Here is a 25,254-nt window from a genome sequence, read left to right on the forward strand (position 1 = left end):
ACGTCGATCGCCGGCCCCACGATGTGGGCCGTGACCATCCTGGCCGTCATCGCCCTGCTGGTCGTCGACTTCCTCATCACCCGGCGCCCGCACGAGGTGTCGATGCGCGAGGCCCTCGGGTGGAGCGCCTTCTACATCGCCCTCCCCCTCGCCTTCGGCGGCTGGATCTGGGCCGCCTTCGGGTCGTCGACCGGCGTGCAGTACCTCACCGGGTACCTGGTCGAGAAGTCGCTGTCGGTCGACAACCTGTTCGTCTTCATGCTGCTGCTCAGCGCCTTCGCGGTACCGCCGGCGTTCCAGCAGCGCGTCCTCCTGCTGGGCATCGTCGGGGCGCTGGTCCTGCGCGGCGTCTTCATCGCGCTCGGCGCGGCCGTCCTGGCGAACCTGAGCTGGGCGTTCCTGCTCTTCGGCGGCATCCTCCTGGCGACGGCGGTCAAGATCCTCCTCGACCAGGTCCGCGGCAACGGGCACGACGTCGACGTGTCGCAGATGCGCTCGGTCCGCCTCATCCGGCGCTTCATGCCCATCACCGACGACTACCGCGGCCCCCGCCTCTCCGTGCGGGAGAACGGGCGCCGCATGCTCACCCCGCTCGCGGTGGTGGTCGTGGCCGTCTTCGCCACCGACATCGTCTTCGCCGTGGACTCGGTCCCCGCCGTGTACGGCATCACGAGCGACCCGTACCTGGTGTTCGCGACGAACGCCTTCGCCCTGCTCGGCCTGCGCGCCCTGTACTTCGTGCTCCAGGGCGCCCTGAGCAAGCTGGTCCACCTCGGCTACGGCCTCGCGACGATCCTCGCGTTCATCGGCGTCAAGCTGGTGCTGCACTGGGCGCACGGCGTCTGGCCCGGCGTCCCGGAGATCCCGACCCTCGCGTCGCTGGGCGTGATCGTCGGTGTGCTCGCCGTCGTCACCATGACGAGCCTCTGGGCCACCCGGAACGCGGACGAGGACTCCGGCGACGCGGACGGATCCGCCCACGCGGTCGAGCACCGGCCGCAGGACGGCGCCGAGGCCGAGGGTGGCCGCAGCGACGAGGCCCGGGCCGACGAGACGCAGGACGCACCCGCGCGCGACCGGCGGTAGCACCGGCGACAGGGCGGCACCGCTGAACGGCGAACCGGGCGTGGCACGCGACGTGCCACGCCCGGTTCGCCGTTCAGCGGTGCCGTGGCCCCCCGGACGCCGCACGGCTCCGCCGCGACCGGCCGTTCCCCGCCTCCGGGCCCGTCGCCCCGGCCCGCCCGGCGTCCCACACCCGCTCGATGCCCAGGCCGCGCAGGTCGACGTCGGTCACGGTGACCCCGTCCGGCCCGATCCAGCGTTCCGGCTGGAAGTGGTCGTCCGTCGCGGCGTCCCAGCGCCGCATGAACGGCGTGCCGCTGGCGGTGATGACGACCGACCCGTACGCCGCCGGGAGCGGCTCCGTGGGCAGGTGGACCAGCGTGTACGTCCCCACCAGGTCCGACGCGCTCACCGAGGCCACGCTGTACCAGTTGCCGTCGGTGTCCCGCTGGACCGCGTACCCGCTGGCGTCGAGGACCACGGCGAGGGGCGGCAGATCGGCGTCCCGGAGGTCCTGACTGGTCCGGTAGACGGTGCCGACCTGGGCTGCCTGGCTCATCGGGTGCTCTCCTCGTCGCGGTATGGGTCGTTATCACCCCATCCAAGCGGAAAGTGCGCGATTCGGCTGGCTCAACCGTCAGCCTCCGTTCGACTGGCGGATCCCTTCGGCCGGCGCGTCGAACCGGTAGACGAACCCACCGGCCGGACCGCTCACGGTCACGTACGCGTCCGTCGTGCCCGGCCGGATCGCCACGTTGGTCGCGGAGGACAGTCCCTCGTCGCCCTCGGGCAGCGACACCGTCAGCAGGTGCGTGCCGTCCGGCGCGAAGACCCGGACCTCCGGTGTGCCGTGCATCCCCTGGTAGACGTTCCCCGCGGCGTCGACGGCGTTCGAGTCCGTCCGGGCCACCCCGCCGTCGACGCGGATCGCGGTGTGGCCCGCGGTGACGCGCGTCCCGTCCTCGTCGAGCACGAGCCGGTCGATCCGGTTCGCGTCGAGGTGGCTCACCCAGAGCGCGTCCCCGCCGACGTCGAAGGAGATGCCGTTGGGGTTCGGCAGGCCGGCGGCGAGCACCGTGGCCCGGCCCGTCGCACGGTCGAACCGCAGCACACGACCCGACGCCGTCCCCGCGGGGTAGGTGACCGGCGACGAGTCGGACACGAAGAGGTTCCCCTCCTCGTCGAACGTGAGGTCGTCGGGGTGCATGGCCTGTCCGGCGACCCGGCCCCGGGCGAACACGCGGGGGTCCTGACCGTCCGTGGTGATGCTCACGATGCGCCCGCCGACGTAGTCGGTGAGGTAGAGCCTGCCGTCGTACGAGCTGCGCTGGACGGAGGTGTAGGCACCCGACTCATCGGTGAAGACCGGCTCGACGGCCCGTGTGCCGAGGTCGACGGCCAGGACCTTGGGCTCGCCCGCCGGAGCGGTCACGTCGACGAGGTGGAGCCGGCCGTCGTCGGCGAAGGTGGGGCCCTCCAGGAGGGTCATCCCGGTCACCTCGTGCACCGAGGTGACCTGCAGGACCCGTTCGGCGACGACTCGGCCGACGTCGGCGGACGCCGTACCCGCGGCCGTGCTCGCGGCAGAGGGTTCCGCCGGTCCGGCGGCACAACCCGCCGTGAGCGCCAGGGACAGGGCACCCAGGGTGGCCGCGCCGTCGCGGACGATTCGCCGTGCGCTCGTGCGCGCGCGTACCCGCACGGCTCAGCCCTCCGTCGCCGCGTGGTCCGCGGACGCGATGCCCGACAGCAGGGCGCCGGAGGGTCCGGTACCCGACGGCGCGACCAGCACGTCGCTCATGTCGCCCTCCCGCCACTCCCTCAGCAGCCGGTGGAACGCCACGGGCCCCGGGCTGTAGGACGTCGGCGTACCACCCGTGCGGGTGCCCTCGCCGTTGTAGTAGCCGGGCGTGCACTCGGCCAGGAACGCCGAGTTGTCCTGGCCCGCACCCACCTCGGCGATGGTGGCGGCCCAGGCGTCCTGTGCCTGCTCCGTGGGCTCGACGTACCGCGCCCCGGTCTTGCGGGCCCGCGCGACGACGGCGGCGATGTGCTCCGCCTGCTCGGCCAGGATGTGCGTGAAGTTCACCGAGTTGGCGTTCTGCAGCGCACCCAGGTGGAACAGGTTTGGGAACCCGTGGGTGCAGAACCCGTGCAGCGTGCGTGGGCCACGCCCCCACGCCTGCAGGAGCTGGGTGCCGCCCCGCCCGTGGACCGGCAGCGTGCCGGACACCACACCGGAGACCCCGACCTCGAACCCGGTGGCAAAGATGACGCAGTCGACCTCGTACTCCGTGTCGCCCACCACCACGCCGGTCCCGGTCATCCGGGTGACGCCGCCGTGGTCGGCGGTGTCCACGAGCGTCACGTTCGGCCGGTTGAACGCCTGCAGGTACTCGTCGCTGAACCCGGGACGCTTGCACATGTACCGGTACCAGGGCTTGAGCGCCTCGGCGGTGGCCGGGTCCCGGACGATTTCGTCCACCCGCGCGCGGATCCGGTTCATCGTGACGAAGTCGGCCAGCTCGTCGAGCCGCTCGCGCTCGGCCGGGTCGACGCCCGGGTCCACCGCGCCCGTGATCATCTTCCGCTGGAGCCGCGCGGTACCGGTCCAGCCGTCACCGACCAGGTCCTCACCGACGTCCTCCCCGGCGAGGATCGCGAGAAAGTTCTCCATCCGCTCCCGCTGCCACCCCGGCCGCAACGACGCCGCCCACGCCGGATCGGTGGGCCGGTTGTCCCGCACGTCCACCGACGACGGCGTGCGCTGCATGACGTACAGGTGCTGCGCGTCCCGGGCCACGTGCGGGATGGCCTGCAGGCCCGTGGCACCGGTGCCGATGACAGCGACACGCTTGTCCGCCAGCCCGGTGAGGTCGCCGTCCGCGGTGCCGCCCGTATACCCGTAGTCCCAGCGGCTCGTGTGGAACGTGTGGCCCCGGAAGTCCTCGATGCCCGGGATGCCGGGCAGCTTGGCCTGGGACAGCGTGCCGGAGGAGACCACCACGTGGCAGGCCCGCATCACGTCACCGCGGTCCGTCCGCACCACCCACTCGTCGGCCCGCTCGTCCCAGCGCAGCTCGGTGACCCGGGTGTGGAACACCGCGTCGCGGTACAGCCCGTAGTGCTCGGCGATCCGCACGGCGTGCTGCCGGATCTCCTCGCCGGGCGCGTACCGCCACTTCGGCACGTAGCCCGTCTCCTCCAGCAGCGGCAGGTAGACGTACGACTCGATGTCGCAGTGGATCCCTGGGTACCGGTTCCAGTACCAGGTGCCACCGAAGTCGCCGGCCTCGTCCATCATCCGCACCGACTCGACACCGGCCTCCCGCAGCCGCGCGCCGGTCAGCAGGCCGCCGAACCCGCCGCCCACGACCAGCACCTCGACCCGGTCGGCCAGCGGCTCCCGCTCGACGCGCTCGGTGTAGGGGTCGGTCGCGTAGTACCCGAACTCCCCCGCCGCCCGCCGGTACTGGGCCAGGCCGTCCGGCCGGACCCTCCGGTCGCGTTCGCGCCGGTACCTGTCCCGCAGCGCGTCGGGGTCGAAGTCGGGGCCGATGTCGGCGGACGTACCGCTGGGGGTGGCGCTGGTCATGTCGCTCACGGGGAGACCTCTCCGAAGGGGTGAACTTGCGCGTGCACCGCATGCTAACCGTACATTGATGTACGTTTTCAACTCCGGCCGGGACGTCACCGCCGTCGTCGGCCCGCTACCCTCGCCCCATGACCTCGGAACGCACGCGGCGCGATGCCGCGCGCAACCGCGAGCTCCTGCTCGCGGCGGCGCGGCGGGCGTTCGCGGCCCACGGGCCGGACGTGCCCCTGGAGGAGATCGCGAGCGAGGCCGGCGTGAGCCGCACCACCCTGCACCGCCACTTCGCCCACCGGGAGGAGCTCGCCTCGGCGGTGCTGGAGCAGAACGTCGCGGACATCGAGACCCGCGCCTCCACCTTGACCGACGCCGACGACGGGGCCGAGCGTCTGTTCCACTTCCTGCTCGACGTCCAGTTCCAGGCTCCGTGGCTGGCCCGCGTCGTGGCCGACGGAGAGATGACGGACGCGAAGGACCTGGGCGCCCGCACGGCCGCCGCGCTGGACCCGCTGCTGCGCCGGGCCCGCTCGGCCGGCCGGGTCCACCCGGCGATCACCACGGACGACGTGCTGCTGACCCTCCCGATGGCGATGGCGGTGCAGGCCGCCTCGGCGGTGATCGAGGCCCCGGCACGCCTGGACGTGACGCGGGCGATCCTGCACCGCGGGCTGTTCACGACGGAGCCGCCGGCGGGCTGAGGCTCCGGCGACCCGGCACACCCCCGCCGGACGCGCGGGGGCGGGCGCACCACCCGCGCGTCAGCCCGGCCTGGTTCCGCGCCGGCTCAGTCGAGCCGGACGGCGAGCGCCGTCCGCGCGTCGGCGAACCCGGCGCGCAGCAGGGCACGGAGCTCCGCCCGGGTCGCCGTGCGCTCGGCTCCGGGCCGGGACGCCCAGGTGTCGAGGGCGGCCCGGTGGACCGCGATGGCGGCCGCGCAGACGACCCGCGCCACCAGGTCGGCGTCCGGGCGTCCGGCCAGCCGGCCGGTGACGGCGTCGAGCACCTGGCGGGTGAAGCGTTCGCAGGTCAGGTACGCCGCGGCATCGATGGCCGGGGTGGTGGCGCTCAGCCGGGTGCTGAGCACCGCGAGCCGCTCCCACCCGTCGGGCATGCGCTCGACGACGTCGCCGAGCGCCTCCCCCACCACATCGAGGAGGAGCCCACGCCGGTCCAGCACGCCGTCCAGGTCGGCGATCAGGGTGCGCCAGACGTCGTTCAGCGGGGTGAGCGCGAGGTCCTCCTTGCCCGCGAAGTAGCGGAAGAAGGCGCGCTTGGACACCTCGGCCTCGTCGCACAGCCGGTCGACCGTCACGCCGTCGTAGCCCAGCTCCGCGAACGCGGGGAGCGCGACCTCGACGAGGCGCTGCCGGTTGCGCGCGATGCGCCGGGTCCTGAGCGTCCCGCTCACCCGCCTGTCGTCCGGCCCTCCGCCATCGACCATGTGGCCATCCTAGCAAACTGGCACTCAGTGGCAGTTGGCATACAGTAGCGCCATGCTCGCATGGACCGTCGATCACTCGTCCCCGTCCCGGCTCACCCTGCGCGAGGTACCGGAACCCGCACCGGGCCCGCACGACGCCGTCGTCCGGGTCCAGGCCTTCGCACCGAACCACGGTGACGTGGAGGGCCTGGCCGGCCTGCCCGACGGGTTCGTCCCGGGCTGGGACGCCGCGGGCGTCGTCGTGGCGGAGGCGGCCGACGGCACCGGTCCCCGGCTCGGGCAGACCGTCGTCTCGCTGGGCAGCCACGGCGCCTGGGCCGAGCTGCGCCTCGTCACCGCCGAGTCGGCCGGGCTTGCGCCCGAGGGGTCCGACCCGCACGCCATGAGCGCCGTCCCCGTCGCGGGCACGAGCGCCCTGCGCGGGCTGCGGCGGCTCGGCTCCGTGCTCGGCAAGCGGGTCCTCGTCCTGGGCGGCAGCAGCGCGGTCGGCCTGTTCGCCGTCCAGCTCGCGGCCCGCAGCGGCGCGCACGTCGTGGCCACCACCCGGGACCCCGGCGCGCGGGAGCTGCTGCTCCGGCTCGGGGCGCGCGACGTCGTTCGGGCACCGGACGACCTCGACGGGGAGGTGGCCGGCGCGATCGACCTGCTGGGCGGGTCGCACCTCGTGCGGGCCTTCGCACGCCTGGCGCCGGGCGGGACGCTCGTCGCCCTGGGACACGCCGCGGGCGAGGAGGAGCGGTTCGGGTACGGCGCACTGTTCGGCGACAGCAACCAGCACGACCGCACGCTGACGACGTTCTTCCTCGGCGCCGAGACCGGCATCGGCCCGGACATGTCCTGGCTGGCCACCGAGATCCACGAGGGACGGCTCGATCCCGTCGTGTCAGCGGTACGGCCGTGGCGCGAGCTGACCGAGGCGTTCGCGCCGGGGTCCCGGCGTGGACCGGGCAAGACGGTGCTGTCGGTCGGCTGAGCGGGCGGCGGCGGAGCGGTGGCCGGGCCGGCTCCGACGGCGCGTGCGAGCCGGGCTCGTCCGGCTCACGATGGCCCGCTCAGTGTGACCTGCTCGCCGTGACCTGCTCACCGCGACCTGCTCACCGCGACCTGCTCAAAGCGAACCACTCAAAGCGAACCGCTCATGAGGCCCGGCTCACGTCCCGCTCGTGTCGAGGTCGGTGCCGTGGCCCGGCACGAGCAGCGGTATCCCGTCGTACCCGCGCGCGTCGTGGGCAGGGACGATCCGCATGTGACGCGAGAGCGCGGTCACCCGCGCGAGGTCCCGGCGGATCTGCGCCGGGTCGCTGTCGGCGAGCAGGCGCATCAGGAGCGGCCGCCGGACGCCACGCGTGATCCCGTCGAGCTGCCAGGCGAGGTCACCGATGAAGGCGTAGCGCTCGTCGGGGCGCACCGTCACGACGACCACCACCGACCCGGTGGTGTGGCCGGGTGCCGGCAGGATGACGACCGAGCCGTCCCCGTGCAGGTCGTGGCTGGCCGGAAACCCCAGGTGCGCGGGGCCGTCGAGGTCGTACGTCCGGAGGTGACGACCTGCGGCGACCCGCCGGAACACGCGGTCGCCGCGCTGACGGTCCGCGTACCGCAGCTCCTCCTCGGTCACGAGCACCGGCACGTCGAGCGAGTCCAGGCCGCTGACATGGTCCCAGTGGGAGTGGGTCAGGATCACCCCGATCAGCCGGGCGCGGTCGTAACCGGCGGCGTCCAGCTGTTCGCTCACCGTCGGGCCGAGGCTGTGCGGCGCACGCCGGAACGCGGGCAGCATCCGGATGTGCTCCTCGGCCTGCGCGCCGAACCCGGCGTCGATGAGCACGTCGCCCGCGGGGTGCTGCACCAGCACCGCCGTGGCGGCGAACTGACGCCGGTCCCGGAACGAGCCGCCCTGGAAGGCCAGGGCGGCCGGGGTCTCGTACGTGCCGGTGGGAAGCTGGAAGATCCTCGTGCCCCGCGGCGGGCCTGCGGCCGCGAGGGCGTGCGCAGGGTCCGCGCCGCTATTGGTCATACAGCACAGTATTGAACTAGCCGTTCAACAGTGTCAACGGAGTTCAGCAACTCGTAGGATCGGGGCCATGCCGAGCGAACCCGCAGAAGTGCTGGACCCTCGCGTCGCGCGGACCCGGCGTGACGTCGTCGGCGCGACCAGCACGTTGCTGCTGGAGGAAGGGTGGGACGCGGTCACGCACGCCGAGGTGGCGCGCCGCGCCGGCTACTCCAAGGCCACGGTCTACGCCCACTGGCCCACGCGGCTCGACCTGATCCGTGCCTCGATCGAGCAGATCTGCGACGTCGCGGACCACCCGGCGGCCACCGGCGACCTACGGGCCGACCTCCGTGCCGCACTCGCGGACTTCGCCGACGACCTCACCCGCGGCCACCTCGACCGGCTCCTGGGGGGTGTCGTCGAGCGGGCGCACGGCAACGAGGTGGTCCGGGGCCTGCGCACACGCCTGTACGACACGGGGACCAGCGGGATGCGCGCGGTCCTGACGGCCCACGTCGCACGACGTGACGTCGAGCCCACGCTCGCGCTCCTGACGGGTGCGGTCCTCGTTCTGGTCACGTTCGAGGGCAGGCCCGCGACCACCGCCGTGCTCGACGACCTCGTCGACCGGGCGCTGGCCGCCACCACACCGCGCGGCGCCGGCTAGCCGGCGTCACCGTCCGGGTCGTAGGCGTCGAGGAGCTCCTGCCCGTGCTCGTCGCTCCACGCGTAGACCGTGGAGAGCAGGTCGAGCAGGCCACGGCCGAGAGAGGTGAGCTCGTAGGTCACCGCACGTCCCGTGGACGCCCGGCTCACGAACCCGTCGCGCTCCAGGTTGCGCAGCGACCGGGTGAGCTCCTTGGCGGTGGTGCGGTACAGCGGGACACGCAGCTCGGAGAACCGGTGCGGACCGTCCTGCAGACAGCGCAGCACCATCGGCGCCCACTTGTCCTTCATCCGAAGCGGCTGCATCGGCGACGGGCAGATTTCGTCGAACATGTCGACAGCCAACCCTGACATAGCACAAGCGTAGGTTCCCGATCGGGAACCTGGTGGGTTCCTAGGGTGACGAATCATGCGGGCCGCGGCGTCTGGCGCCGTGGCCCGCCGGCGCACCACCTCACATCACCCCAGGGAGCCCTCATGAACTACGACGACCTGTCCGGCCTGCGGATCGCGATCTCGGACGGTCTCGCGACCGTGACGCTGGACCACCCCCCGCTCAACCTGATGGACGGCACCCTGCTGCCGTCGCTGCGCGGGTTCGTGCACCGGGCCCGGAGCGACGAGAGCATCCGCGTCATCGTGTTCGACAGCGCCGACCCCGAGTTCTTCAGCGCCCACGGAGACATGGGCTACCTCACCGACCCGGAGGCCCTGCCGGCCGCGACCCGCGCCGCGATCGCCGCAGCGCCGGGCGTACCCGTCCCGGACGGCATGAACATCCTGCAGGTCCTGAGCGAAGAGGTGCGCAGCCTGCCCCAGGTCACCATCGGCAAGCTGTCCGGCTTCGCACGAGGAGCCGGCAACGAGTTCCTCATGTCCCTCGACATGCGGTTCGCCGCGATCGGCAGATCGGGTCAGTCCCAGACCGAGGCCATCATGGGCATCCTTCCCGGGGGCGGTGGAACCGTGCACATGACCCGCCTGACCGGGCGCGCCCGTGCTCTCGAGCTGATCCTGGGCGGTGAGCTCGTCGGTGCCGAGCTGGCGGAGCGCTACGGCCTGGTGAACCGCGCTCTGCCCGCTGCGGAGCTGGACCCCTTCGTCAGCGACCTCGCGGTACGGATCGCGCGACTGCGGCCAGAGGTCGTCTCCGCCGTCAAGGCCGCCGTGAACACGGTGGCCGGGGAGATCCCGCGCGCGGCGTACGCGGTCGAGAACGACGGGCTGACGGCGACGATCGGGCCCGAGGTCACACAGCGGGCTCACGCGCTGCTCGCCGCGGGCATCCAGACCCGTGCGGGCGAGCTCGACCACGAGCGGATCGTCAACTCCCTCTGAGCCGGGTTCGTCCGACCTGACCACGGGCCACCGTCGACCGGCGTCAGCGACGCATGGTCGCGGTGGCCCGTTCGCGCAGGGCGCTGCACCGTCGCGCGGAGGCGCCTAGTGCGTCGGGACGAGCGTGCGCAGCTCGTCGAGCATCTCGATCTGGACGTTCACCGGCTCCGACGACGGGAAGGCGAACGTGACGCCGTCGACCCCTCGACCCCGGAGCTTCTCGATGTCCTCGGCGAGCTGCTTCGGCGCACCACCGAGGAAGGGGCGGTCCCCGCCCATCGGTGCAGCAGTCATCGGGGTGTTCGACTGGGCGATCACCATGAGGGCGGACGTGTCCCGGTCGAGCCGCTCCGCACCCTGCCGGAACCTGGCGGCCTGCGCCGCCACGGCGTCCAGGGACAAGGCCACGGGCGTGATGCCGTCCGCGATACGGGCCGCGCGATCGATCCCGGCGTCGGTGAAGGCTCCGATGATGATGGGGATGCTGCCGCGCACCGGCTTGGGATTGATCTCCGAGGCCTCGATCGAGTAGAAGCGGCCGTCGTACTCGACCGGGTCGGGGCCCCAGACGGCGCGGACGGCCGCCACCATGTCGTCGAGACCGGACCCGCGACGCTTCCAGGGCACGTTGGCCGTCGCGAACTCCTGGGGGATCGAGCCCTGCCCGAACCCGGCGATGACGCGGCCTCCGCTGAACTGGTCGAGCGTCGCCAGGCGGCGGGCCAGCACCACCGGCGTGTGCAGCAGCGCGCTGAGGATGCTGGTCCCCAGGGTGATGCGGCTGGTGAGCGCGGCGACGTGGCTCAGGGTCTGCAGGGGCTCGTAGGTGGTGTGATAGACCTCGGGCGCCCGCTCGAGCGTGCCGTCGGGGCCCGGCCAGATCGGCGCCATCGGGCGCAGCAGACGTTCGTAGGTCCAGAGCGAGTCCCATCCCAGGCGCTCGGCGGCCTGCGCCATGACGGTGATGGTGGCGGGCGACGCGTACGGCCCCGAGACGGGCAGCATGATTCCTAGCTTCACGAGGTCTTCCTCTTTCTGCCGGAGAGGCGTCGATCGTAGGTTCACTTCAAACTTGAAGTCAAGCATGAAGTGTCGCGATGCACCCGTGCGCCGACCGGACGACCTCGACGGCTAGAGCGCGGCGCTCTCGGCACCGGGCGGCCAGGAGCGCCCGGGCTCCACCTGAGCGGCGACCTGACGGCCGATGTCGCGCAGCTGGGTCACCTGGTCCGCGCCGAGGGCGTCGAACACGCACCGGCGCACGTTCTCGACATGACCGGGGGCAGCCTGCTCCACCACGGCCATCCCGGCCTCCGTGAGCATCGCCTCGGTGATGCGGCCGTTCTCCGGAGCAGGCTCACGGACGAGCAAGCCGCGCTGCTCGAGACGCTTGGCCACGTTGGACAGCCTGGACAGGGACCCGTTGGCGAACTCCGCGAGGGCCGTCATCGTCATGCGCCGCCCCGGCGACATGGACAGGGAGGCAAGGACGACGTACTCGAAGAAGGTGATGCCGCTGTCGCGCTGCAGCTGCGCGTCGATCGCCCCCGGAAGCTTGGTCATCAACCAGCACAGGGACATCCAGGCGTCGTTCTCGTCAGGCGAGAGCCACTGCACTTCGTTCGGGCCGACCACGGCTCACAGGCTACCTGCTGGTCACCTGCCGAGCGGGCGGCGTCGACCCGCCGCAGCAAAAAACAGCCGGACCTACGATCCCGTAGGTCCGGCTGTCCTCGATGCCTTGCGGCATCTCATGTGTAGCGGGGGCAGGATTTGAACCTGCGACCTCTGGGTTATGAGCCCAGCGAGCTACCGAGCTGCTCCACCCCGCGTCGGTGATCCCTACTCTACGCACCCCGAGCGCCGGTATGCAAACCGGGCCGGGTCGTCGAGACGCAGGTCACAGGCGATCGAACCGTTCCGGTCGTGGAACGATCGACCCCATGACGACGGAGCTGAGCGACACCACCCAGACCGCCGACCACATCGCCCACCTCACGGACCAGCTCGCCGCCCTCCCGCACCTGCGACCGGACCCGCGCACGGACGCCCTGTTCAGCGACCTCGTGCACACGGTGCTCGCCGCGCCCGAGGGCCAGGCCCGCGACATCCTGGCGCACGAGGAGATCAGCCGTCGCAGAGCCGCCGTCCGCGACCTGTCCGCACGCGGTGAGACCGCCCTGGAGCACGCGTGGGCGGAACGCATCGTCGCCGCGCCGGATCCCGGAAGCACCTTGACGTCGTTCCCCTACCTCGACAACTACCAGCGGCTCACCGCCCTCGAGGTCGGGCTGCTCACGAGCTCGGGCGGCACCCCGGCGACCGTGGCCGTCGTCGGCTGCGGCCCTCTCCCCCTCAGCACCCTCGGGTACGCCGGCGCACTCGGTTGCCCTGTCGTCGGCCTGGACCGGGACCTCGCCGCGGTCGTCCTGGCCCGGCAGGTCGGCGACCGGGTGGGCCCGCCGGGCGTCCGGTTCGAGCAGGCCGACGCTGCCGACGCCGACCTCACCGGCTACGACGCCGTGGTGCTCGCGGCGCTGGTCGGTGAGACGCCGTCGGCCAAGGCCGGGATCCTGCGGCGGATGGCGGGCGCCATGCGGCCCGGTGCCCTGCTCCTGGCGCGCAGCGCGCGCGGGCTGCGCACCCTCCTGTACCCGCCGGTGGACGTCGGAGCGATGCCGGGCTTCGAGGTGCTGGAGGTCGTGCACCCCACCGACGACGTCATCAACTCCGTGGTGGTGGCCCGGCGGCTCCCGTAAAGCAGTCAGACCTGCAGGTCACCGGAGTGACCTGCAGGTCTGACAGGTTGTGCTGCGAAGGATCAGCCCTGCTGCTGGGCCTCCTCGGCGGCTATCGCGTCCTCCAGGGCCTTCTGCAGGCGGTCCTGCGCCTCGCCGTACGCGGCCCAGTCACCGGCACGCTGCGCGGCGTCCGAGTCCGCCAGGGCGTCGGCAGCCTCCTGCAGGGCGGCGTCCAGGTCACCGGTGGGCGCGGTGCCAGGCTCCTCGGTGGCGCCGTCGGTGGGCTCCGTGGACGGCTCCGTCGAGGGTTCCGTCGTCGGGTCGGTACCCGTCTCGCCGTCCGGCGGCGCGACCGGTGCCTCGTCCTCGGCTGTGCCGGCGTCCCCGGCCTGCGCACCCGAGTCGCCGCCGAACACCTGGTCCAGCGCCTCGTCGAGCGTGTCGGCGAAGCCGATGTCGTCACCGAAGGACACCAGCACCTTGCGCAGCAGCGGGAACTGCGTGCCACCGGTCGACTGGATGTAGACGGGCTGCACGTACAGCAGGCCGCCACCGACCGGCAGTGTGAGCTGGTTGCCGCGCCGCACCGTGGACGCACCGATCTGCAAGATGTTCAGCTGCTCGGAGATCGTCGGGTTCGAGTCGAAGTTGTTCTGCACCTGGCCAGGGCCGGGCACGGTCGTGTCCCGGGGTAGCTCGAGCAGGCGTAGCTTGCCGTAGTCCTCGGACTTGGTGCCCGCCTCGTTCCCGGCGTCGGCATCCACCGCGAGGAACCCGGTGAGCACCTCACGGTCGGTGTTACCGCCCGGGATGAAGGTCGAGGTCAGCGAGAACGTGGACTCGTCCTGGCCCGGCATCTGCAGCGTCAGGTAGTACGGCGGCTGCAGCGGCGCGGGGGTGGTCTCCGACGTCGGGTCGGTCGGGTTGTTCCAGAAGTCCTGACCCGAGAAGAACTCGGCCGAGTCCGTCACGTGGTACTGGCTGAGCAGCGTGCGCTGCACCTTGAACAGGTCCTCCGGGTACCGCAGGTGGCTCATCAGGTCGCCGGAGATCTCGTCCATCGGCTTGACCGACGCCGGGAAGATGTTGGTCCAGGCCTTGAGGATCGGGTCCTGGTCGTCCCACGCGTAGAGGTCGACCGAGCCGTCGTAGGCGTCGACGGTCGCCTTCACCGAGTTGCGGATGTAGTTGACCTCCTCGGGCAGCACGACGGCGCCGCCCTGCTGCTGCGTGAGGGTGTCCGCGACGGCCTCGTCCAGCGGCGTGGACGTCGAGTACGGGACGGCGTCGCTGGTGGTGTACGCGTCGACGATCCACTTCACGCGGCCGTCCACGACTGCCGGGTACACCCGGTTGTCGAGGGTGAGCCACGGCGCGACCTTGCTGACGCGCTGCTGCGGGTCACGGTCGTAGAGGATCTGCGACTCACTCGTCACGCGGTCCGAGAACAGGATCTGCTCCTCGCCGAACTTCAGCGCGTACAGCAGCTTGCTGCCGAACGAGCCGACGTCCGGTCCGGCGTCGCCGGTGAAGGTCGTGTTGACCTGGCCGCCGTCGTCCGCGTCGTCCGCCTGGTAGTCGAGCTCCCACGGCTCGGTGCCCTCCGGGGCGCCGACGATCGAGTACGTCTGGGTGCTCGGGCTGAAGTAGATGCGCGGCTCGTACTCGCCCTCCATGTCGCTGATCGCGCCCTGCGACGGGATGCCGCCCTCGAAGAACGCCGGGCGGCCGTCCGGTCCCGGCTGGTTGCCGTACGCGGCCACCACGCCGTAACCGTGCGTGTACACGGTGTGGTCGTTGACCCAGTTGCGCTGGTCCTGGCCCAGCCCGTCGAGGTTCAGCTCGCGCACCGCGATCACGGTGTCCCGCGACTCGCCGTCGATCTCGTACTTGTCGACCGACAGGGAGTCGTTGAAGTTGTAGTACTGCTTGTTCTGTTGGAGCTGGCGGAACGACGGCGACACGATCTGCGGGTCGAGCAGGCGGATCGACGCGGCGGTGTCGGCGTCGGCGCGCAGGGCGCCCTCCTCCGCCTGGGTCGTCGCGTCGTACTGTTCCTTCTCGATGTCCTCGATGCCGAACGCCGAGAGCGTCGCGTCGATGTTGCGCTGGATGTACTCGCTCTCCAGCTCCTGCGCGTTCGGGTTCACCTGGAACCGCTGCACGACGGCGGGGTAGATGCCGCCGATCGCGATGGCGGACACCACCATGAGCCCGACACCGATCGCCGGCAGGCGCCAGTCACCACGGAACGCCGTGACGACGAACAGCGCGGCCACGAAGATGGCGACGACGGTGAGGATGCCCTTGGCGGGGATCACCGCGTGCACGTCGGAGTACGAGGCGCCGTCGAACCGGTCGCCCGCGTTGGTCAGGATCGAGTACCGGTCGAGCCAGTAGTTGGCGGCGATCAGGAGCAGGAGCACCGCACCGACGACGGCCAGGTGCACGCGCGCCGCGGTGGTGGTGCGGGGGCCGCCGGCCGCCGCCGGGCCCACCCGCAGGCCGCCGTACAGGTAGTGCGTGATCACGCCGGCGATGCCCGCGATGACCACCACCGAGATGAGGAACCCGACCGTGAACCGCAGCGCGGGCAGCATGAAGACGAAGAACCCGAGGTCCATGCCGAACTGCGGGTCGTTCTCGCCGAAGGGCTCACCGTTGAACGCGAGGAGCACGGTGCGCCACTGCGCCGACGCCGCGACGCCCGCGAAGAAGCCGACCAGGACCGGCGCGGCGATCATCACGACCCGGCGCAGCGGCTCGACGGCCTCGCGGTACTGGTCGAGCGTCGCCTGCTCGGGCGTGCTCGGGGCGTAGATCGGCCGGGACCGGTACGCCGCGGTGAACGACCAGAACACCGCCCCGCCCATGATCAGGAAGCCCGCGGCGAACAGCGCCGCGCGCATGCCCCACTCGGTCCAGATCACCGAGGAGAACCCGAGCTGCGTGAACCACATCACCTCGGTCCAGAACTGGGCCAGGAGGAGCAGGGCCGCGATCAGGACCGCGACCGCGACGACCGCCACCCCCAGCGGACTGCGTCGTCGGGCTCGAGGGGCGCCGCCGCCAGATGGGCGGCGCGGTGCTGCGGCGAAGGACACGACTGCGTTACCTCACGTCATCAATGGTTGGGCCGTACCCAGGTGGAACGGCCGGGCGGTGCTCAAGGTTCCCAGCACAAGGTTCCCACATCCTCCAGATGTACAACACACGGTCAACAGGTCGGCATACGCGCCGGCGTCAGGGGCACGTCGGCAGGTCGGCGCCGTGACCGCGCCCGATCTGCTCGACGGCGTCGCGTGCCTCGGCCAGCGTCGAGACCTTGACCACGTGCAGCCCGTCGGGCACGTTGCCGACCACCTGGTCGCAGTTGTCCGCGGGGGCGAGGAACCAGTCGGCCTTGTCCCGCACGGCGCCGTACAGCTTCTGCTCGATGCCGCCGATCGGCCCCACGGTGCCCTCGGGACTCATCGTGCCGGTGCCCGCGATGATGTGTCCGTTCGCCTCGTCCTCGGCCGTCAGCCGGTCGATGATGCCGAGCGCGAACATCGTGCCGGCGCTCGGGCCGCCGATGTCCTCGATCTGGATCGAGACGTCGACGGGGAAGTCGTACCGCGGGTCGATGTAGACGCCGAGCACGGCACGCTGGCCGTTGCCCGAGGTCGTGACGTCGACGTCCATGGTGCGCTCGCCGCGCCGCACGCCGAGCGTGACCGTGCTGCCGGCCTCCGTCTCGGCGAGCCCGGTGATGAGGTCCGCGTAGGTGCCGACGGGCTCGCCCTGGAACCGGGTGATGACGTCGCCCTCCTGGAGCTTGCCCGCGGCCCCCGAGCCCTCCTCCGTGCCCGCGACGTCGAGCACCGCGGGCACGTCGTAGCCCAGCTCGGTCAGGGCCGCCGCCGTCGCGGACTCCTGCGACGAGACCATCTCCGCCTGGCTGACCTCCCGCTGCTCCTCCTTGGTGGTCGCCTCGGGGAAGATCGCCTCCACGGGCAGCACCGAGCGCCGCGGGTCGAGCCAGCCCTGGATCACCTGCCCGGACATCACCGGGTAGCCCGGACCGCCCAGCACGGACACGGTCGTCAGGAGCAGCTCCCCCGACGACTCGTAGGTGCGCGCGCCCTCGATCTCGATCAGGCCCTTGGCGAGCGTGTCCTCCGTGGGGCCGGGCGACCGCATCGCGTACGGCGTGGGCAGCACGAGCGCCACCGCGGCCAGGACCGCGGTGGCCAGCAGGGACACACCCAGCGTGACGGTGCGACGGGTGACCGGCGCGACCTCGGGCGGCAGGTCCTCGAACGGTGCCGGCTCGGGCTGCGGGGTGGGCTGGCGGTCACGCATGTCGGTCACCGCCCCATCATTCCGCACTTGGCTGAGGGTTCCATGAACCAGGGCGCGAACCCGGCCCGACGGCGGCCCCCGGCACCTGTTCCCATGACGCCACCACTACGCCTCCGGGCAAAGAATTTCCACTTGAACGGTGTGTTATACCCCACGGGACGCCGATAACACGCTACGGTCGTTCCGTGGCCCACGACGCCCTGACGTCCGTGGAGGTGCGCCGGAGCCGCCGTCGCACCGCCACGGTGAGCGCATATCGCGACGGTGGACGGACCATCGTCGCGATTCCCGCGCGCTTCTCTCGGGCGCAGGAACGGGAGTGGGTGGCCAAGATGGTGGCTCGGCTGGAGGACAAGGAGCGGCGCCGCCGCCCGTCCGACCAGGAGCTCATGGACCGGGCCTGCGAGCTGTCGACCAAGTACCTCGACGGCCGGGCGCGGCCGTCCAGCGTGCGGTGGTCGGCGAACCAGGGCCGGCGCTGGGGGTCGTGCACGCTGCTGGACGGCTCGATCCGCATCTCCACCCGCGTGCAGGGCATGCCGTCGTGGGTGCTCGACTACGTGCTGCTGCACGAGCTGGCGCACCTGCTGCACGCCGGCCACGGCCCGGAGTTCTGGAAGATCCTGGAGGTCTACCCCCGGACCGACCGGGCGCGCGGGTTCCTGGAGGGCGCCTCGCACGCACAGGACGAACCGGGGCTACCCACCAGCGACGACGGCGACGACGCCTGAACGCCGGACGGGCCGGGCGGGACTACCTGGTCTCGCCGTCCGCGTCGTCCCGCGGTTCGTCGGCCGGGCCGTCGTCCGCCTGGTCGTCGCGGGCCCCCTGGTCGCCGGCCCCCTGGTCGTCGGCAGGGCGGTCGTCACTGGCCCTCTGGTCGTCGGCAGGGCGGGCATCGCCGGCCGGGCGGGGCTCGGCCGCCTCCTCGTCGCCGAAGATCTCCCGCAGCGCCGCGTCGACGTCCGCGTGCTCGTTCTCGGCCGCCTCGCGGCGCACCAGGTAACCCGACGGGTCGTCCAGGTCCTGGGTGCCGGGCAGCAGGTCGGGGTGGTCCCAGACCGCGTCACGGCCCGCGCTGCCCTGCGCCCGGGCCACGATCGAGAACAGCGTCGCGGCGTCGCGCGACCGGCGCGGCCGCAGCTCCAGGCCCACGAGGGTGGAGAACGTCTGCTCGGCCGGGCCCCCGGCCGCGCGACGACGACGGATCATCTCGCGCAGCGGCACGGCGTGCGGCAGGTGCGGCAGCGTGGCGACGGCCGTCACCTCGTCCACCCAGCCCTCCACCAGCGCGAGCGTGGTCTCCAGGTTGAGCAGCACGGCCTTCTGCTCGTCCGTGTTCTGCAGGCCGAAGACGCCCCCCGACAGCGCGCTGCGCAGCGCGTCGGAGTCGGCGAGGTCGATGTCGCGCACCTGCGCCTCGAGCGCGTCGAGGTCGATGGTGATGCCGCGCGCGTACCGCTCCACGATGGACAGCAGGTGCGAACGCAGCCACGGGACGTGCGTGAACAGCCGCGCGTGCGCCGCCTCGCGGACCGCCAGGAACTGCCGGACCTCCTCCAGCGGGGCGTCCAGGCCGTCGGCGAACGCCGCCACGTTCGTGGGCAGCAGCACGGTGTCGGGGCTGTCGAGCAGCGGCAGGCCGACGTCGGTGGCGCCGAAGACCTCGCGCGACAGAGTGCCGGCGGCCTGGCCGACCTGCATGCCGAACACCGCGGAGCCCAGCCGGCGCATCATCTGGGTGGGGTCGATCGATCCCCCCAGACCGTGCAGCACGCCGGCGGGCATGCCCGGCACCGCCTCGCCGTCGTCGACCCCCTCCGGGAGCTGGTCGCGCAGCACCGTGGCCAGCGCCTCCGAGACCGACGAGGCCACGGGCGCCGCGAGCTCGTTCCACACCGGGAGCGTGGCCTCGACCCACTCGGACCGGTTCCACGCGCGCCGGGTGCCGCCCGCGGGCGGCAGGTCGGTGACGGCGTCGAGCCAGAGCTCGGCGACCGCGAGGGCGTCGGTCGCGTCCTTGGCCTGCTTGCCCGTCAGCGACGGGTCGCCCTCGCTGACGGCCACCTGCCGCGCGACGTCGTGCGCGACGTCCGCGTTGACAGGTCCGGTGCCCTCCGCGGAGAGCATCTTCTGCACCTGGGCGAGCGCGTACTGCATCATCACGGGGTCGGGCGGGCCACCGAGGGCGGTCGGATCGATGCCCCGCTCCCGCATCTCGGCCATCACTTCGTCTGCGCCGTCGCCGAGCATGGAGCGCAGCATCTCCTCCCACGACTGGGGGGAATCGCCGGGCTGGTGCTGGTCGCTCATAAGGTCACCGTAACCGGGCGGGCAAGTGGTGCGCCGTGCTTTCGGCTCTGGGCGCACTCGGGAACTCCTGGGCCACCTGACGCGCTGAAGATACCTCTGGACCTGTGGACGGCGGTCCGGAGCGGGTTCCGCCGTCGGGCATGGTTGTCGGCATGAACCGCGCTCCCCTGCTCCGGCTGCGGCCCGGCACGCCCGTGCTCAGCCGTGGCGGCGGGCAGGTCCAGTGCGGTTCCGACCCGCGCTGGTCGTTCGTCCTGTCGGGGCTCACCCCGGCCGAGGAGACGTGGCTCGGCGAGGTCGCCGAACGGCGGCACGTCACGCTCGAGCAGGCGGCCGCGCGCTGCGGTGTGCCGGTCGAGCGGCGGGACGAGATCGTGTCCGTCCTGGTCCGCGCGGGCGTGCTGGTCCCCGTCGCGGGGACGGTGGGCGCGGTGACGGCGCCCGCCGACGGGGCGGCGGACGCGACGGTGCTCGGCATGCTGCGGCCGGACGGCGCGGGCCTGGCCACGCTCGCGGACCGGGCCCGGCGGACGGTCGGCCTGATGGGCCTGGGCCGGCTGGGCACCAGCGTGGCGCAGCACCTCGCGACGGCGGGGACAGGCTGCCTGGTGCTGCACGACCCGCTGCCGGTGCAGGTCACCGACCTCGGGCTGGGCGGGCTGCGGCCGGCCGACGTCGGCCAGGTCCGGCACGACGCCGTCCGCTCGCTCCTGGCCCGGCGCTCCCCGCGCACCCGGGCACACGTGGACGACGGCGGGCTCGACCTCACGGAGCTGGACCTCGTGGTGGTGGTCGAGCCGCACGCCGCGCACCCGGCGCGCTACCAGCGGCTGCTGGGTCTCGGGGTGCCGCACCTGCCCGTGGTGGTGCGGGAGGCCGACGTCGTGGTCGGTCCGCTCGTCCGGCCGGGCCGGTCGGCGTGCGTGGCGTGCGTGGACCTCGCACGCGCCGACGCCGACCGGGAGTGGCCGGCACTGGCCGCCCAGCTCCGTGAGACCACGGAGCCGACGCACGAGGCAACGCTCGCTGCCCTGGCATCGGCGACGGCCGCCGGCCAGGTGCTCGCCCAGCTGGACGGGCACCGGCCGGCGGCCGTCGGTGCGTGCCTGGAGATCTCTCTCCCGGCAGGACTACCCCGAGCTCACCAGGTGGACCCGCACCCGCGCTGCGGGTGCGTGGTCCTTCCCTCCTGAAGGATCAGGCGGCGACGTTCTCCGACTTGCGGGGCCGGCCACGGCCACGCTTGCGGGCCACGACGACGCCGTCGACGAAGACCTCGCCGCCCCAGACGCCCCAGGGCTCGTTCCGCTCGAGGGCGCCGGCGAGGCAGCCCTCGATGAGGGGGCAGGTGCGGCAGAGAGCCTTGGCCTGCTCCACCTGCGCGCTGTGCTCGGCGAACCACAGCTCCGGGTCGTTGGTACGGCACGGCAGCAGTGTGTCCATGAGCCGGTTGAACTCCGCCGAGTCCGAACCGGTCCCGCTCGTGGCGGGGTGTTGAGGCGGGTCCCAGGGGCCCGAGCCGCCCTGGGGAAGAGTGTCGAGGAGCGCAGTGAGGCGCACGGTTGTCTCCTGTGTCCTGTGTGATGAACGTCGTCGGTGAACGTCGGGTGGTACAGGACCCCGGGCTAGGTCTTTGCCGGTCCGGCCGCTGGTGGGCCGGTCTCCGGGCAAAAACTAAGGCCGCGGGTCCCAGATGGACTCCGCGGCCTGGATCTCTTCGGTCGTCTAGACCGGCGAGTCTCCTGGAGATGCGGAGTCGGGTGCGAGCGCGGACGGCTTGACGCCTCCGCGGTGAGTGCGCGCGCGGAAGGACAGAGCTGCGCCGTTGACCGGGGCAGGCTCGCTACCGAGCACATACCCGCACACGTGCAGATCCGTCTGCGGAATCATGTTCATCTCCAAGACACCCACCTCCTCACTCGAATCCGGGCCAGACCTCTCGGTCTCGCCCACTGCTGTCAGGGACATCTGAACACTATGCCGGGCCGCCGTGGCGGGCCAACTCTTTTTCGAACTTTTCTCGAGAAGTTTTTCGCGGGTCGCCGGACGCACCACGAAAGACCCCTCAGAGTACCGTCAGGAACCCGTCGCACCGGCCACGATCGCAAGGATCGCGGCGCCGTACCGGTCGATCTTCGCCGGACCGATGCCGTTCACGCGAGCGAGTTCGGCCGTGCCCGAAGGTCGGATCTCGGCGATGGCCGCCAGCGTGGCGTCCGTCAGCACGGTGTAGGCGGGCTTGTCGATCTCGCGCGCCACCTCCAGCCGCCAGTCGCGCAGGGCGTCGAAGAGCGCGGTGTCGTGCTCACCGGTCAGCAGCGCGCGGGGCTGGGTCCTGGCCGTGGCACGGGACCGCGCCGCGCGCGGCTCGTCCGGCCACAGCCCGTCGAGGAACCGCGTGCGCTTCCGCGTGGGGCGCCCACCCGGGTTCCGCGAGCGGGCGAAGGAGACCTCGAGGTGCTCGCGGGCCCGCGTGATGCCCACGTACAGCAGACGGCGCTCCTCGTGGACGGCGGCGTCGGTCTCCGCGAGCGAGATGGGCATGAGGCCCTCGCTCATGCCCGCGAGGAAGACCGCGTCCCACTCCAGGCCCTTGGCCGCGTGCAGCGAGGCGAGGGTGACGCCCTCGACCGTGGGCGCGTGCTGGGCGGAGGCGCGCTCGTCGAGCTCGGCCACGAGGCCGGCGACCGTCGCGGGGTTCTCGGGGGTCGCGGCGGCGGCCAGGTCGTCCGCGAGCGCGACGAGCGCCTGCATGGCGTCCCAGCGCTCACGGGCGGCGCCGCGCGCGGCAGGGGCCTGGTCGGCCCACCCGGCGGTCGCCAGGATGTCGCGCACCTGGTCCGGCATGGGCAGCTCGGGATCGGCGGCCCGCGCCGCGCCGCGCAGCAGCACGATCGCGTCGCGCACCTCCTTGCGCTGGAAGAACCGCTCGCCGCCGCGCACCAGGTAGCCCACGCCGGCGTCGGCGAACGCGGCCTCGAAGGCCTCCGACTGGGCGTTGGTGCGGTACAGCACGGCGATCTCGCTGGGACGCACACGGCCCGACCCGATGAGCCGCGCGGCGCGCGCGGCGATGCCCTTGGCCTCGGCCTCGTCGTCGTCGTAGGCGTGGAAGGTGACCGGCGGGCCGGGCTTGCGCTGTGCGACGAGCTCCAGCGCCTGGTGCGCACCGCCCGCGCGGCCGGCGCGCTGGAGCACGGAGTTGGCCAGGTGCACCACCTGGGGCGTGGAGCGGTAGTCACGGACCAGGCGGATCTCCTGGGCCTGCGGGTAGGTGCGCCGGAAGTCCAGGAGGTGGCGCGGGGTGGCACCCGTGAAGGAGTAGATGGTCTGCGACGGGTCGCCGACCACGCACAGCTCCGAGCGCCCGCCGAGCCACTGGTCGAGCACGAACTGCTGGAGCGGCGAGACGTCCTGGTACTCGTCCACGACGAAGTGCCGGTACTGCGAGCGGACCTCGTCGGCCACGGCCTTGTGGCTGTTCAGCATGTCGCCGAGCATGAGGAGCACGTCCTCGAAGTCGATGACACCGCGTTCCGTCTTGACGTCCTCGTATGCGGTGATCAGGCGGGACACCGTCTGGGCGTCGTAGCCGGACGGCGCCTCGCGGCCGGCCGCCCGGGCAGCCTTCTCGTAGTCGTCGGCCAGCACGAGCGAGACCTTGGCCCACTCGACCTCGCTGCTCAGGTCGCGCACGGCCACCCGGTCCACGGAGAGGCCGAGCCGGCGTGCCGCCTCCGCGACGAGCTGCGCCTTGTACTCCTGCAGGCGCGGGGGCGCGCCGCCCACGACGCGCGGCCAGAAGTAGCTGAGCTGGCGCAGGGCCGCGGCGTGGAACGTGCGGGCCTGCACGCCCTGGACGCCGAGCTCGCGCAGGCGCGTGCGCATCTCCCCCGCGGCGCGCGCCGTGAAGGTCACGGCGAGCACGCCCGTCGGCTTGTAGGCGCCGATGCGGACGCCGTACGCGATGCGGTGCGTGATGGCGCGCGTCTTGCCGGTGCCCGCACCGGCAAGCACGACGACCGGGCCGTTGAGCGCGAGCGCCACCTCGCGCTGCTCGGGGTCGAGGGCGGTGAGGATCGCGTCGGGGCTCAGCGGTCCCGGATGATTCGGGGTACCGGCGGAGTTGGTCTGGGTGAGCATCGTCTGCGATTCTCGCAGCAACCACTGACATGCCCACCGGCAAGGAGGACCGATGTCCGAGCTGACCGCGCAGGTTCCCGAGAGCGGCACCGTGCTGATGTACTCCACCACCTGGTGCGGGTACTGCCGCCGGCTGCGCACGCAGCTCGACTCGGCGGGCATCGGCTACACCGTCGTGGACATCGAGGAGCACCCCGAGGCGGCCGCCTTCGTGGAGCAGGTCAACGGCGGCAACCAGACCGTCCCGACGGTGGTGTACCCCGACGGTTCGGCCGCGACGAACCCGTCGCTGGTCGACGTGAGGCGGGCCCTGGCCGCCTGAGCCGCTAGCGGTCCGCGTCCCGGCCGAGCCACGCCGAGAACCGCGCGAGAGGCTCGTTGGCGCGCCGGTGCGACCGCACGAGCGTCCGCGTCACCTCCCGCGTGGTGGGGTGACGGCGTGTCTGCTGCGGGGCGAGCCGCCGCGCCTTCTCCAGGCTCGCGAGCGCGCTGTCGGTCCGTCCCTGCCAGAGCTGCGCCCGGGCGACGTCCATGTGGTGGTGCCCGACCCGGATCGGCAGCCGGCGCAGCACGTCGCCGGAGAAGTGCACCTCGTCCGCGAGCTTGAGCGCACGCGGGCCGTCCCCCGACTCGACGGCGGTCGCCACCGCATGGATCGCCACGTTGGTGCGCCCGAAGGCGAGGTTGCGCCAGTCGTTGTCGGTGTCCGGCCCGGTGTGCGCCGCGGCTCGCTCCGCCTCTGCGACGTGCGCCGCGGCCTCGTCCGCCCGGTTGGCCCGGGCGGCGAGGATGGCCGACCGCAGGTGGAGCGACCCCACCGCGCGCAGCGCCGCCGGGTCCTCGCGCCGTCCGGGGTCGACGTCGTCGAGCGCCTGCCCGAGGATGCGCAGGCCGACGTCGTACTCGCCCAGGCGCATCAGGGACGTGGTGCGCACCCAGCTCGCGAACGCCTGCGCCACCGGGTCGCCCCGGTCCGCCGCGATCCCGGCGATGCGGTCCTCGACGATGGTGGAGAGGTCCTCGTAGCCGGACTGGTAGGTGACGGCGTGGGTGGCGTAGAACATGCCGAGCAACGCCTCGCACAGCAGGTCGCGCCGTTCCCCGTCGCTGTCCTGCAGTGCGGCGAACGTCTCGGTCAGCAGGGCCGGCAGGCGGTGCGCGACCTCGGAGTTGCGGTCGAGTTGGTAGAGGGTGGCGATCCGGGCGGCGTCGTCCACGAGCCCGGCCGGGTCGCGCGGGGCCACGCCCAGGTCCGTCGGCAGGTCCCAGTACGCCAGCGCGCGGCGCAGGTCGGGCATCGCGGAGTGGATGCGGTCGGGGTCCGGCCCCTCGCGGTCGTAGGGCTGGCCGGTGAGGGTCGTGACGTCGACGTGGAGCGCCCGGGCGAGCGCGGCGACCACCGGCTGGGAGGCGATCCGGGAGCCCTGCTCCAGCTTGCGCAGCAGCGACACGCTCACCCCGGCGTCGTGCGCCAGGGCGACCTGGGTGACGCCGCGCGCCTTGCGCTGCTGCGCGATCCGGGGGCCGATCGAGTCGTAGTCGGTCATCGCATCGTCCCTTGCTAGCCGGACAGCGGGCGAAATCACACCATACGGCCAGGTCGGGCGCGTCCGAC

23 protein-coding genes and 1 tRNA gene are annotated in these 25,254 nt (G+C 72.3%); 9 read left to right on the top strand and 15 right to left on the bottom strand.

What is annotated here, in order from left to right; genetic code table 11:
• Positions 1 to 21 precede the first annotated feature (21 nt).
• Complete coding sequence (locus ACIG47_RS14320) at positions 22 to 1,086, top strand: TerC family protein (RefSeq protein ID WP_397431787.1); 1,065 nt, start codon at positions 22 to 24, stop codon at positions 1,084 to 1,086.
• A 73-nt stretch (positions 1,087 to 1,159) separates the two neighbouring features.
• Here ACIG47_RS14320 and ACIG47_RS14325 read toward each other — a convergent pair whose 3' ends face one another.
• From ACIG47_RS14325 to ACIG47_RS14335, 3 genes are all read right to left on the bottom strand, one after another.
• Positions 1,160 to 1,624 (bottom strand): hypothetical protein, encoded by a 465-nt coding sequence (locus ACIG47_RS14325; protein ID WP_397431551.1) that lies wholly within the window; start codon positions 1,622 to 1,624, stop codon positions 1,160 to 1,162.
• Positions 1,625 to 1,702: 78 nt separating this feature from the next.
• Entirely contained in the window at positions 1,703 to 2,767 is a 1,065-nt protein-coding gene (locus ACIG47_RS14330; protein ID WP_397431553.1) for an SMP-30/gluconolactonase/LRE family protein, read from the bottom strand.
• A 3-nt stretch (positions 2,768 to 2,770) separates the two neighbouring features.
• Positions 2,771 to 4,660, bottom strand: coding sequence for a flavin-containing monooxygenase (locus ACIG47_RS14335; protein ID WP_397431788.1), 1,890 nt, complete (start codon positions 4,658 to 4,660; stop codon positions 2,771 to 2,773).
• Between the two features lie 128 nt (positions 4,661 to 4,788).
• Here ACIG47_RS14335 and ACIG47_RS14340 point away from each other — a divergent pair, with 128 nt between their 5' ends.
• Positions 4,789 to 5,355: a TetR/AcrR family transcriptional regulator gene (locus tag ACIG47_RS14340; protein ID WP_397431555.1), complete on the top strand. Its 567-nt coding sequence runs from the start codon at positions 4,789 to 4,791 to the stop codon at positions 5,353 to 5,355.
• Positions 5,356 to 5,441: 86 nt separating this feature from the next.
• Here ACIG47_RS14340 and ACIG47_RS14345 read toward each other — a convergent pair whose 3' ends face one another.
• Complete coding sequence (locus ACIG47_RS14345; RefSeq protein WP_397431557.1) at positions 5,442 to 6,098, bottom strand: TetR/AcrR family transcriptional regulator; 657 nt, start codon at positions 6,096 to 6,098, stop codon at positions 5,442 to 5,444.
• Positions 6,099 to 6,150: 52 nt separating this feature from the next.
• Here ACIG47_RS14345 and ACIG47_RS14350 point away from each other — a divergent pair, with 52 nt between their 5' ends.
• A complete protein-coding gene (locus ACIG47_RS14350) occupies positions 6,151 to 7,071 on the top strand; it encodes a zinc-binding dehydrogenase (RefSeq protein WP_397431559.1) in 921 nt (306 codons plus the stop codon).
• A 177-nt stretch (positions 7,072 to 7,248) separates the two neighbouring features.
• On the opposite strand, the gene ACIG47_RS14355 is transcribed toward ACIG47_RS14350, so the two are convergent.
• Positions 7,249 to 8,115: an MBL fold metallo-hydrolase gene (locus tag ACIG47_RS14355; RefSeq protein WP_397431560.1), complete on the bottom strand. Its 867-nt coding sequence runs from the start codon at positions 8,113 to 8,115 to the stop codon at positions 7,249 to 7,251.
• A gap of 67 nt (positions 8,116 to 8,182) precedes the next feature.
• On the opposite strand from ACIG47_RS14355, the gene ACIG47_RS14360 reads away from it, so the two are divergent.
• The gene (locus ACIG47_RS14360) at positions 8,183 to 8,761 is read left to right on the top strand and encodes a TetR/AcrR family transcriptional regulator (RefSeq protein WP_397431562.1); all 579 of its coding nucleotides are present in this window, start codon (positions 8,183 to 8,185) and stop codon (positions 8,759 to 8,761) included.
• On the opposite strand, the gene ACIG47_RS14365 is transcribed toward ACIG47_RS14360, so the two are convergent.
• A complete protein-coding gene (locus tag ACIG47_RS14365) occupies positions 8,758 to 9,114 on the bottom strand; it encodes a winged helix-turn-helix transcriptional regulator (protein WP_397431563.1) in 357 nt (118 codons plus the stop codon). The two genes, ACIG47_RS14360 and ACIG47_RS14365, sit on opposite strands and share 4 nt — an antisense overlap.
• 123 nt (positions 9,115 to 9,237) lie before the next feature.
• Between ACIG47_RS14365 and ACIG47_RS14370 the strand changes: the two genes are divergently transcribed.
• Positions 9,238 to 10,098 (top strand): enoyl-CoA hydratase/isomerase family protein, encoded by an 861-nt coding sequence (locus ACIG47_RS14370; protein ID WP_397431565.1) that lies wholly within the window; start codon positions 9,238 to 9,240, stop codon positions 10,096 to 10,098.
• A 105-nt stretch (positions 10,099 to 10,203) separates the two neighbouring features.
• On the opposite strand, the gene ACIG47_RS14375 is transcribed toward ACIG47_RS14370, so the two are convergent.
• From ACIG47_RS14375 to ACIG47_RS14385, 3 genes are all read right to left on the bottom strand, one after another.
• A complete protein-coding gene (locus ACIG47_RS14375; protein ID WP_397431567.1) occupies positions 10,204 to 11,118 on the bottom strand; it encodes a TIGR03619 family F420-dependent LLM class oxidoreductase in 915 nt (304 codons plus the stop codon).
• Between the two features lie 111 nt (positions 11,119 to 11,229).
• Entirely contained in the window at positions 11,230 to 11,733 is a 504-nt protein-coding gene (locus ACIG47_RS14380; protein ID WP_397431569.1) for a MarR family winged helix-turn-helix transcriptional regulator, read from the bottom strand.
• A 123-nt stretch (positions 11,734 to 11,856) separates the two neighbouring features.
• Positions 11,857 to 11,930: transfer RNA gene (locus ACIG47_RS14385), tRNA-Met, on the bottom strand.
• A 111-nt stretch (positions 11,931 to 12,041) separates the two neighbouring features.
• Between ACIG47_RS14385 and ACIG47_RS14390 the strand changes: the two genes are divergently transcribed.
• Positions 12,042 to 12,857 (top strand): nicotianamine synthase family protein, encoded by an 816-nt coding sequence (locus tag ACIG47_RS14390; RefSeq protein WP_397431571.1) that lies wholly within the window; start codon positions 12,042 to 12,044, stop codon positions 12,855 to 12,857.
• Positions 12,858 to 12,919: 62 nt separating this feature from the next.
• On the opposite strand, the gene ACIG47_RS14395 is transcribed toward ACIG47_RS14390, so the two are convergent.
• A complete protein-coding gene (locus tag ACIG47_RS14395) occupies positions 12,920 to 15,943 on the bottom strand; it encodes a UPF0182 family protein (protein ID WP_397414348.1) in 3,024 nt (1,007 codons plus the stop codon).
• A gap of 139 nt (positions 15,944 to 16,082) precedes the next feature.
• Positions 16,083 to 17,183 carry a PDZ domain-containing protein gene (locus ACIG47_RS14400; RefSeq protein ID WP_397431790.1) on the bottom strand — a complete coding sequence of 367 codons (1,101 nt, stop codon included), beginning with the start codon at positions 17,181 to 17,183 and terminating at the stop codon, positions 16,083 to 16,085.
• A gap of 185 nt (positions 17,184 to 17,368) precedes the next feature.
• Between ACIG47_RS14400 and ACIG47_RS14405 the strand changes: the two genes are divergently transcribed.
• Positions 17,369 to 17,914: a SprT-like domain-containing protein gene (locus ACIG47_RS14405; RefSeq protein ID WP_397414350.1), complete on the top strand. Its 546-nt coding sequence runs from the start codon at positions 17,369 to 17,371 to the stop codon at positions 17,912 to 17,914.
• A 22-nt stretch (positions 17,915 to 17,936) separates the two neighbouring features.
• On the opposite strand, the gene ACIG47_RS14410 is transcribed toward ACIG47_RS14405, so the two are convergent.
• Positions 17,937 to 19,496 (bottom strand): zinc-dependent metalloprotease, encoded by a 1,560-nt coding sequence (locus ACIG47_RS14410; RefSeq protein ID WP_397431572.1) that lies wholly within the window; start codon positions 19,494 to 19,496, stop codon positions 17,937 to 17,939.
• Positions 19,497 to 19,648: 152 nt separating this feature from the next.
• Between ACIG47_RS14410 and ACIG47_RS14415 the strand changes: the two genes are divergently transcribed.
• On the top strand, positions 19,649 to 20,689 hold the full coding sequence (locus tag ACIG47_RS14415; RefSeq protein ID WP_397431574.1) for a TOMM precursor leader peptide-binding protein: 1,041 nt from the start codon (positions 19,649 to 19,651) through the stop codon (positions 20,687 to 20,689).
• A gap of 4 nt (positions 20,690 to 20,693) precedes the next feature.
• Here the strand turns inward: ACIG47_RS14415 and ACIG47_RS14420 are convergent, their stop codons facing one another.
• Both ACIG47_RS14420 and ACIG47_RS14425 read right to left on the bottom strand, forming a co-directional pair.
• Positions 20,694 to 21,056, bottom strand: coding sequence for a WhiB family transcriptional regulator (locus tag ACIG47_RS14420; protein WP_397414356.1), 363 nt, complete (start codon positions 21,054 to 21,056; stop codon positions 20,694 to 20,696).
• A 516-nt stretch (positions 21,057 to 21,572) separates the two neighbouring features.
• Positions 21,573 to 23,639: an ATP-dependent helicase gene (locus ACIG47_RS14425; RefSeq protein WP_397431576.1), complete on the bottom strand. Its 2,067-nt coding sequence runs from the start codon at positions 23,637 to 23,639 to the stop codon at positions 21,573 to 21,575.
• Between the two features lie 52 nt (positions 23,640 to 23,691).
• Between ACIG47_RS14425 and ACIG47_RS14430 the strand changes: the two genes are divergently transcribed.
• On the top strand, positions 23,692 to 23,961 hold the full coding sequence (locus ACIG47_RS14430) for a mycoredoxin (RefSeq protein WP_397431578.1): 270 nt from the start codon (positions 23,692 to 23,694) through the stop codon (positions 23,959 to 23,961).
• 4 nt (positions 23,962 to 23,965) lie between these two features.
• On the opposite strand, the gene ACIG47_RS14435 is transcribed toward ACIG47_RS14430, so the two are convergent.
• Positions 23,966 to 25,186: a helix-turn-helix domain-containing protein gene (locus ACIG47_RS14435; RefSeq protein WP_397431580.1), complete on the bottom strand. Its 1,221-nt coding sequence runs from the start codon at positions 25,184 to 25,186 to the stop codon at positions 23,966 to 23,968.
• Between the last annotated feature and the right edge of the window lie 68 nt (positions 25,187 to 25,254).

It is taken from the genome of Promicromonospora sp. NPDC052451, from assembly GCF_044547525.1.
Classification (GTDB): Bacteria; Actinomycetota; Actinomycetes; order Actinomycetales; family Cellulomonadaceae; genus Promicromonospora.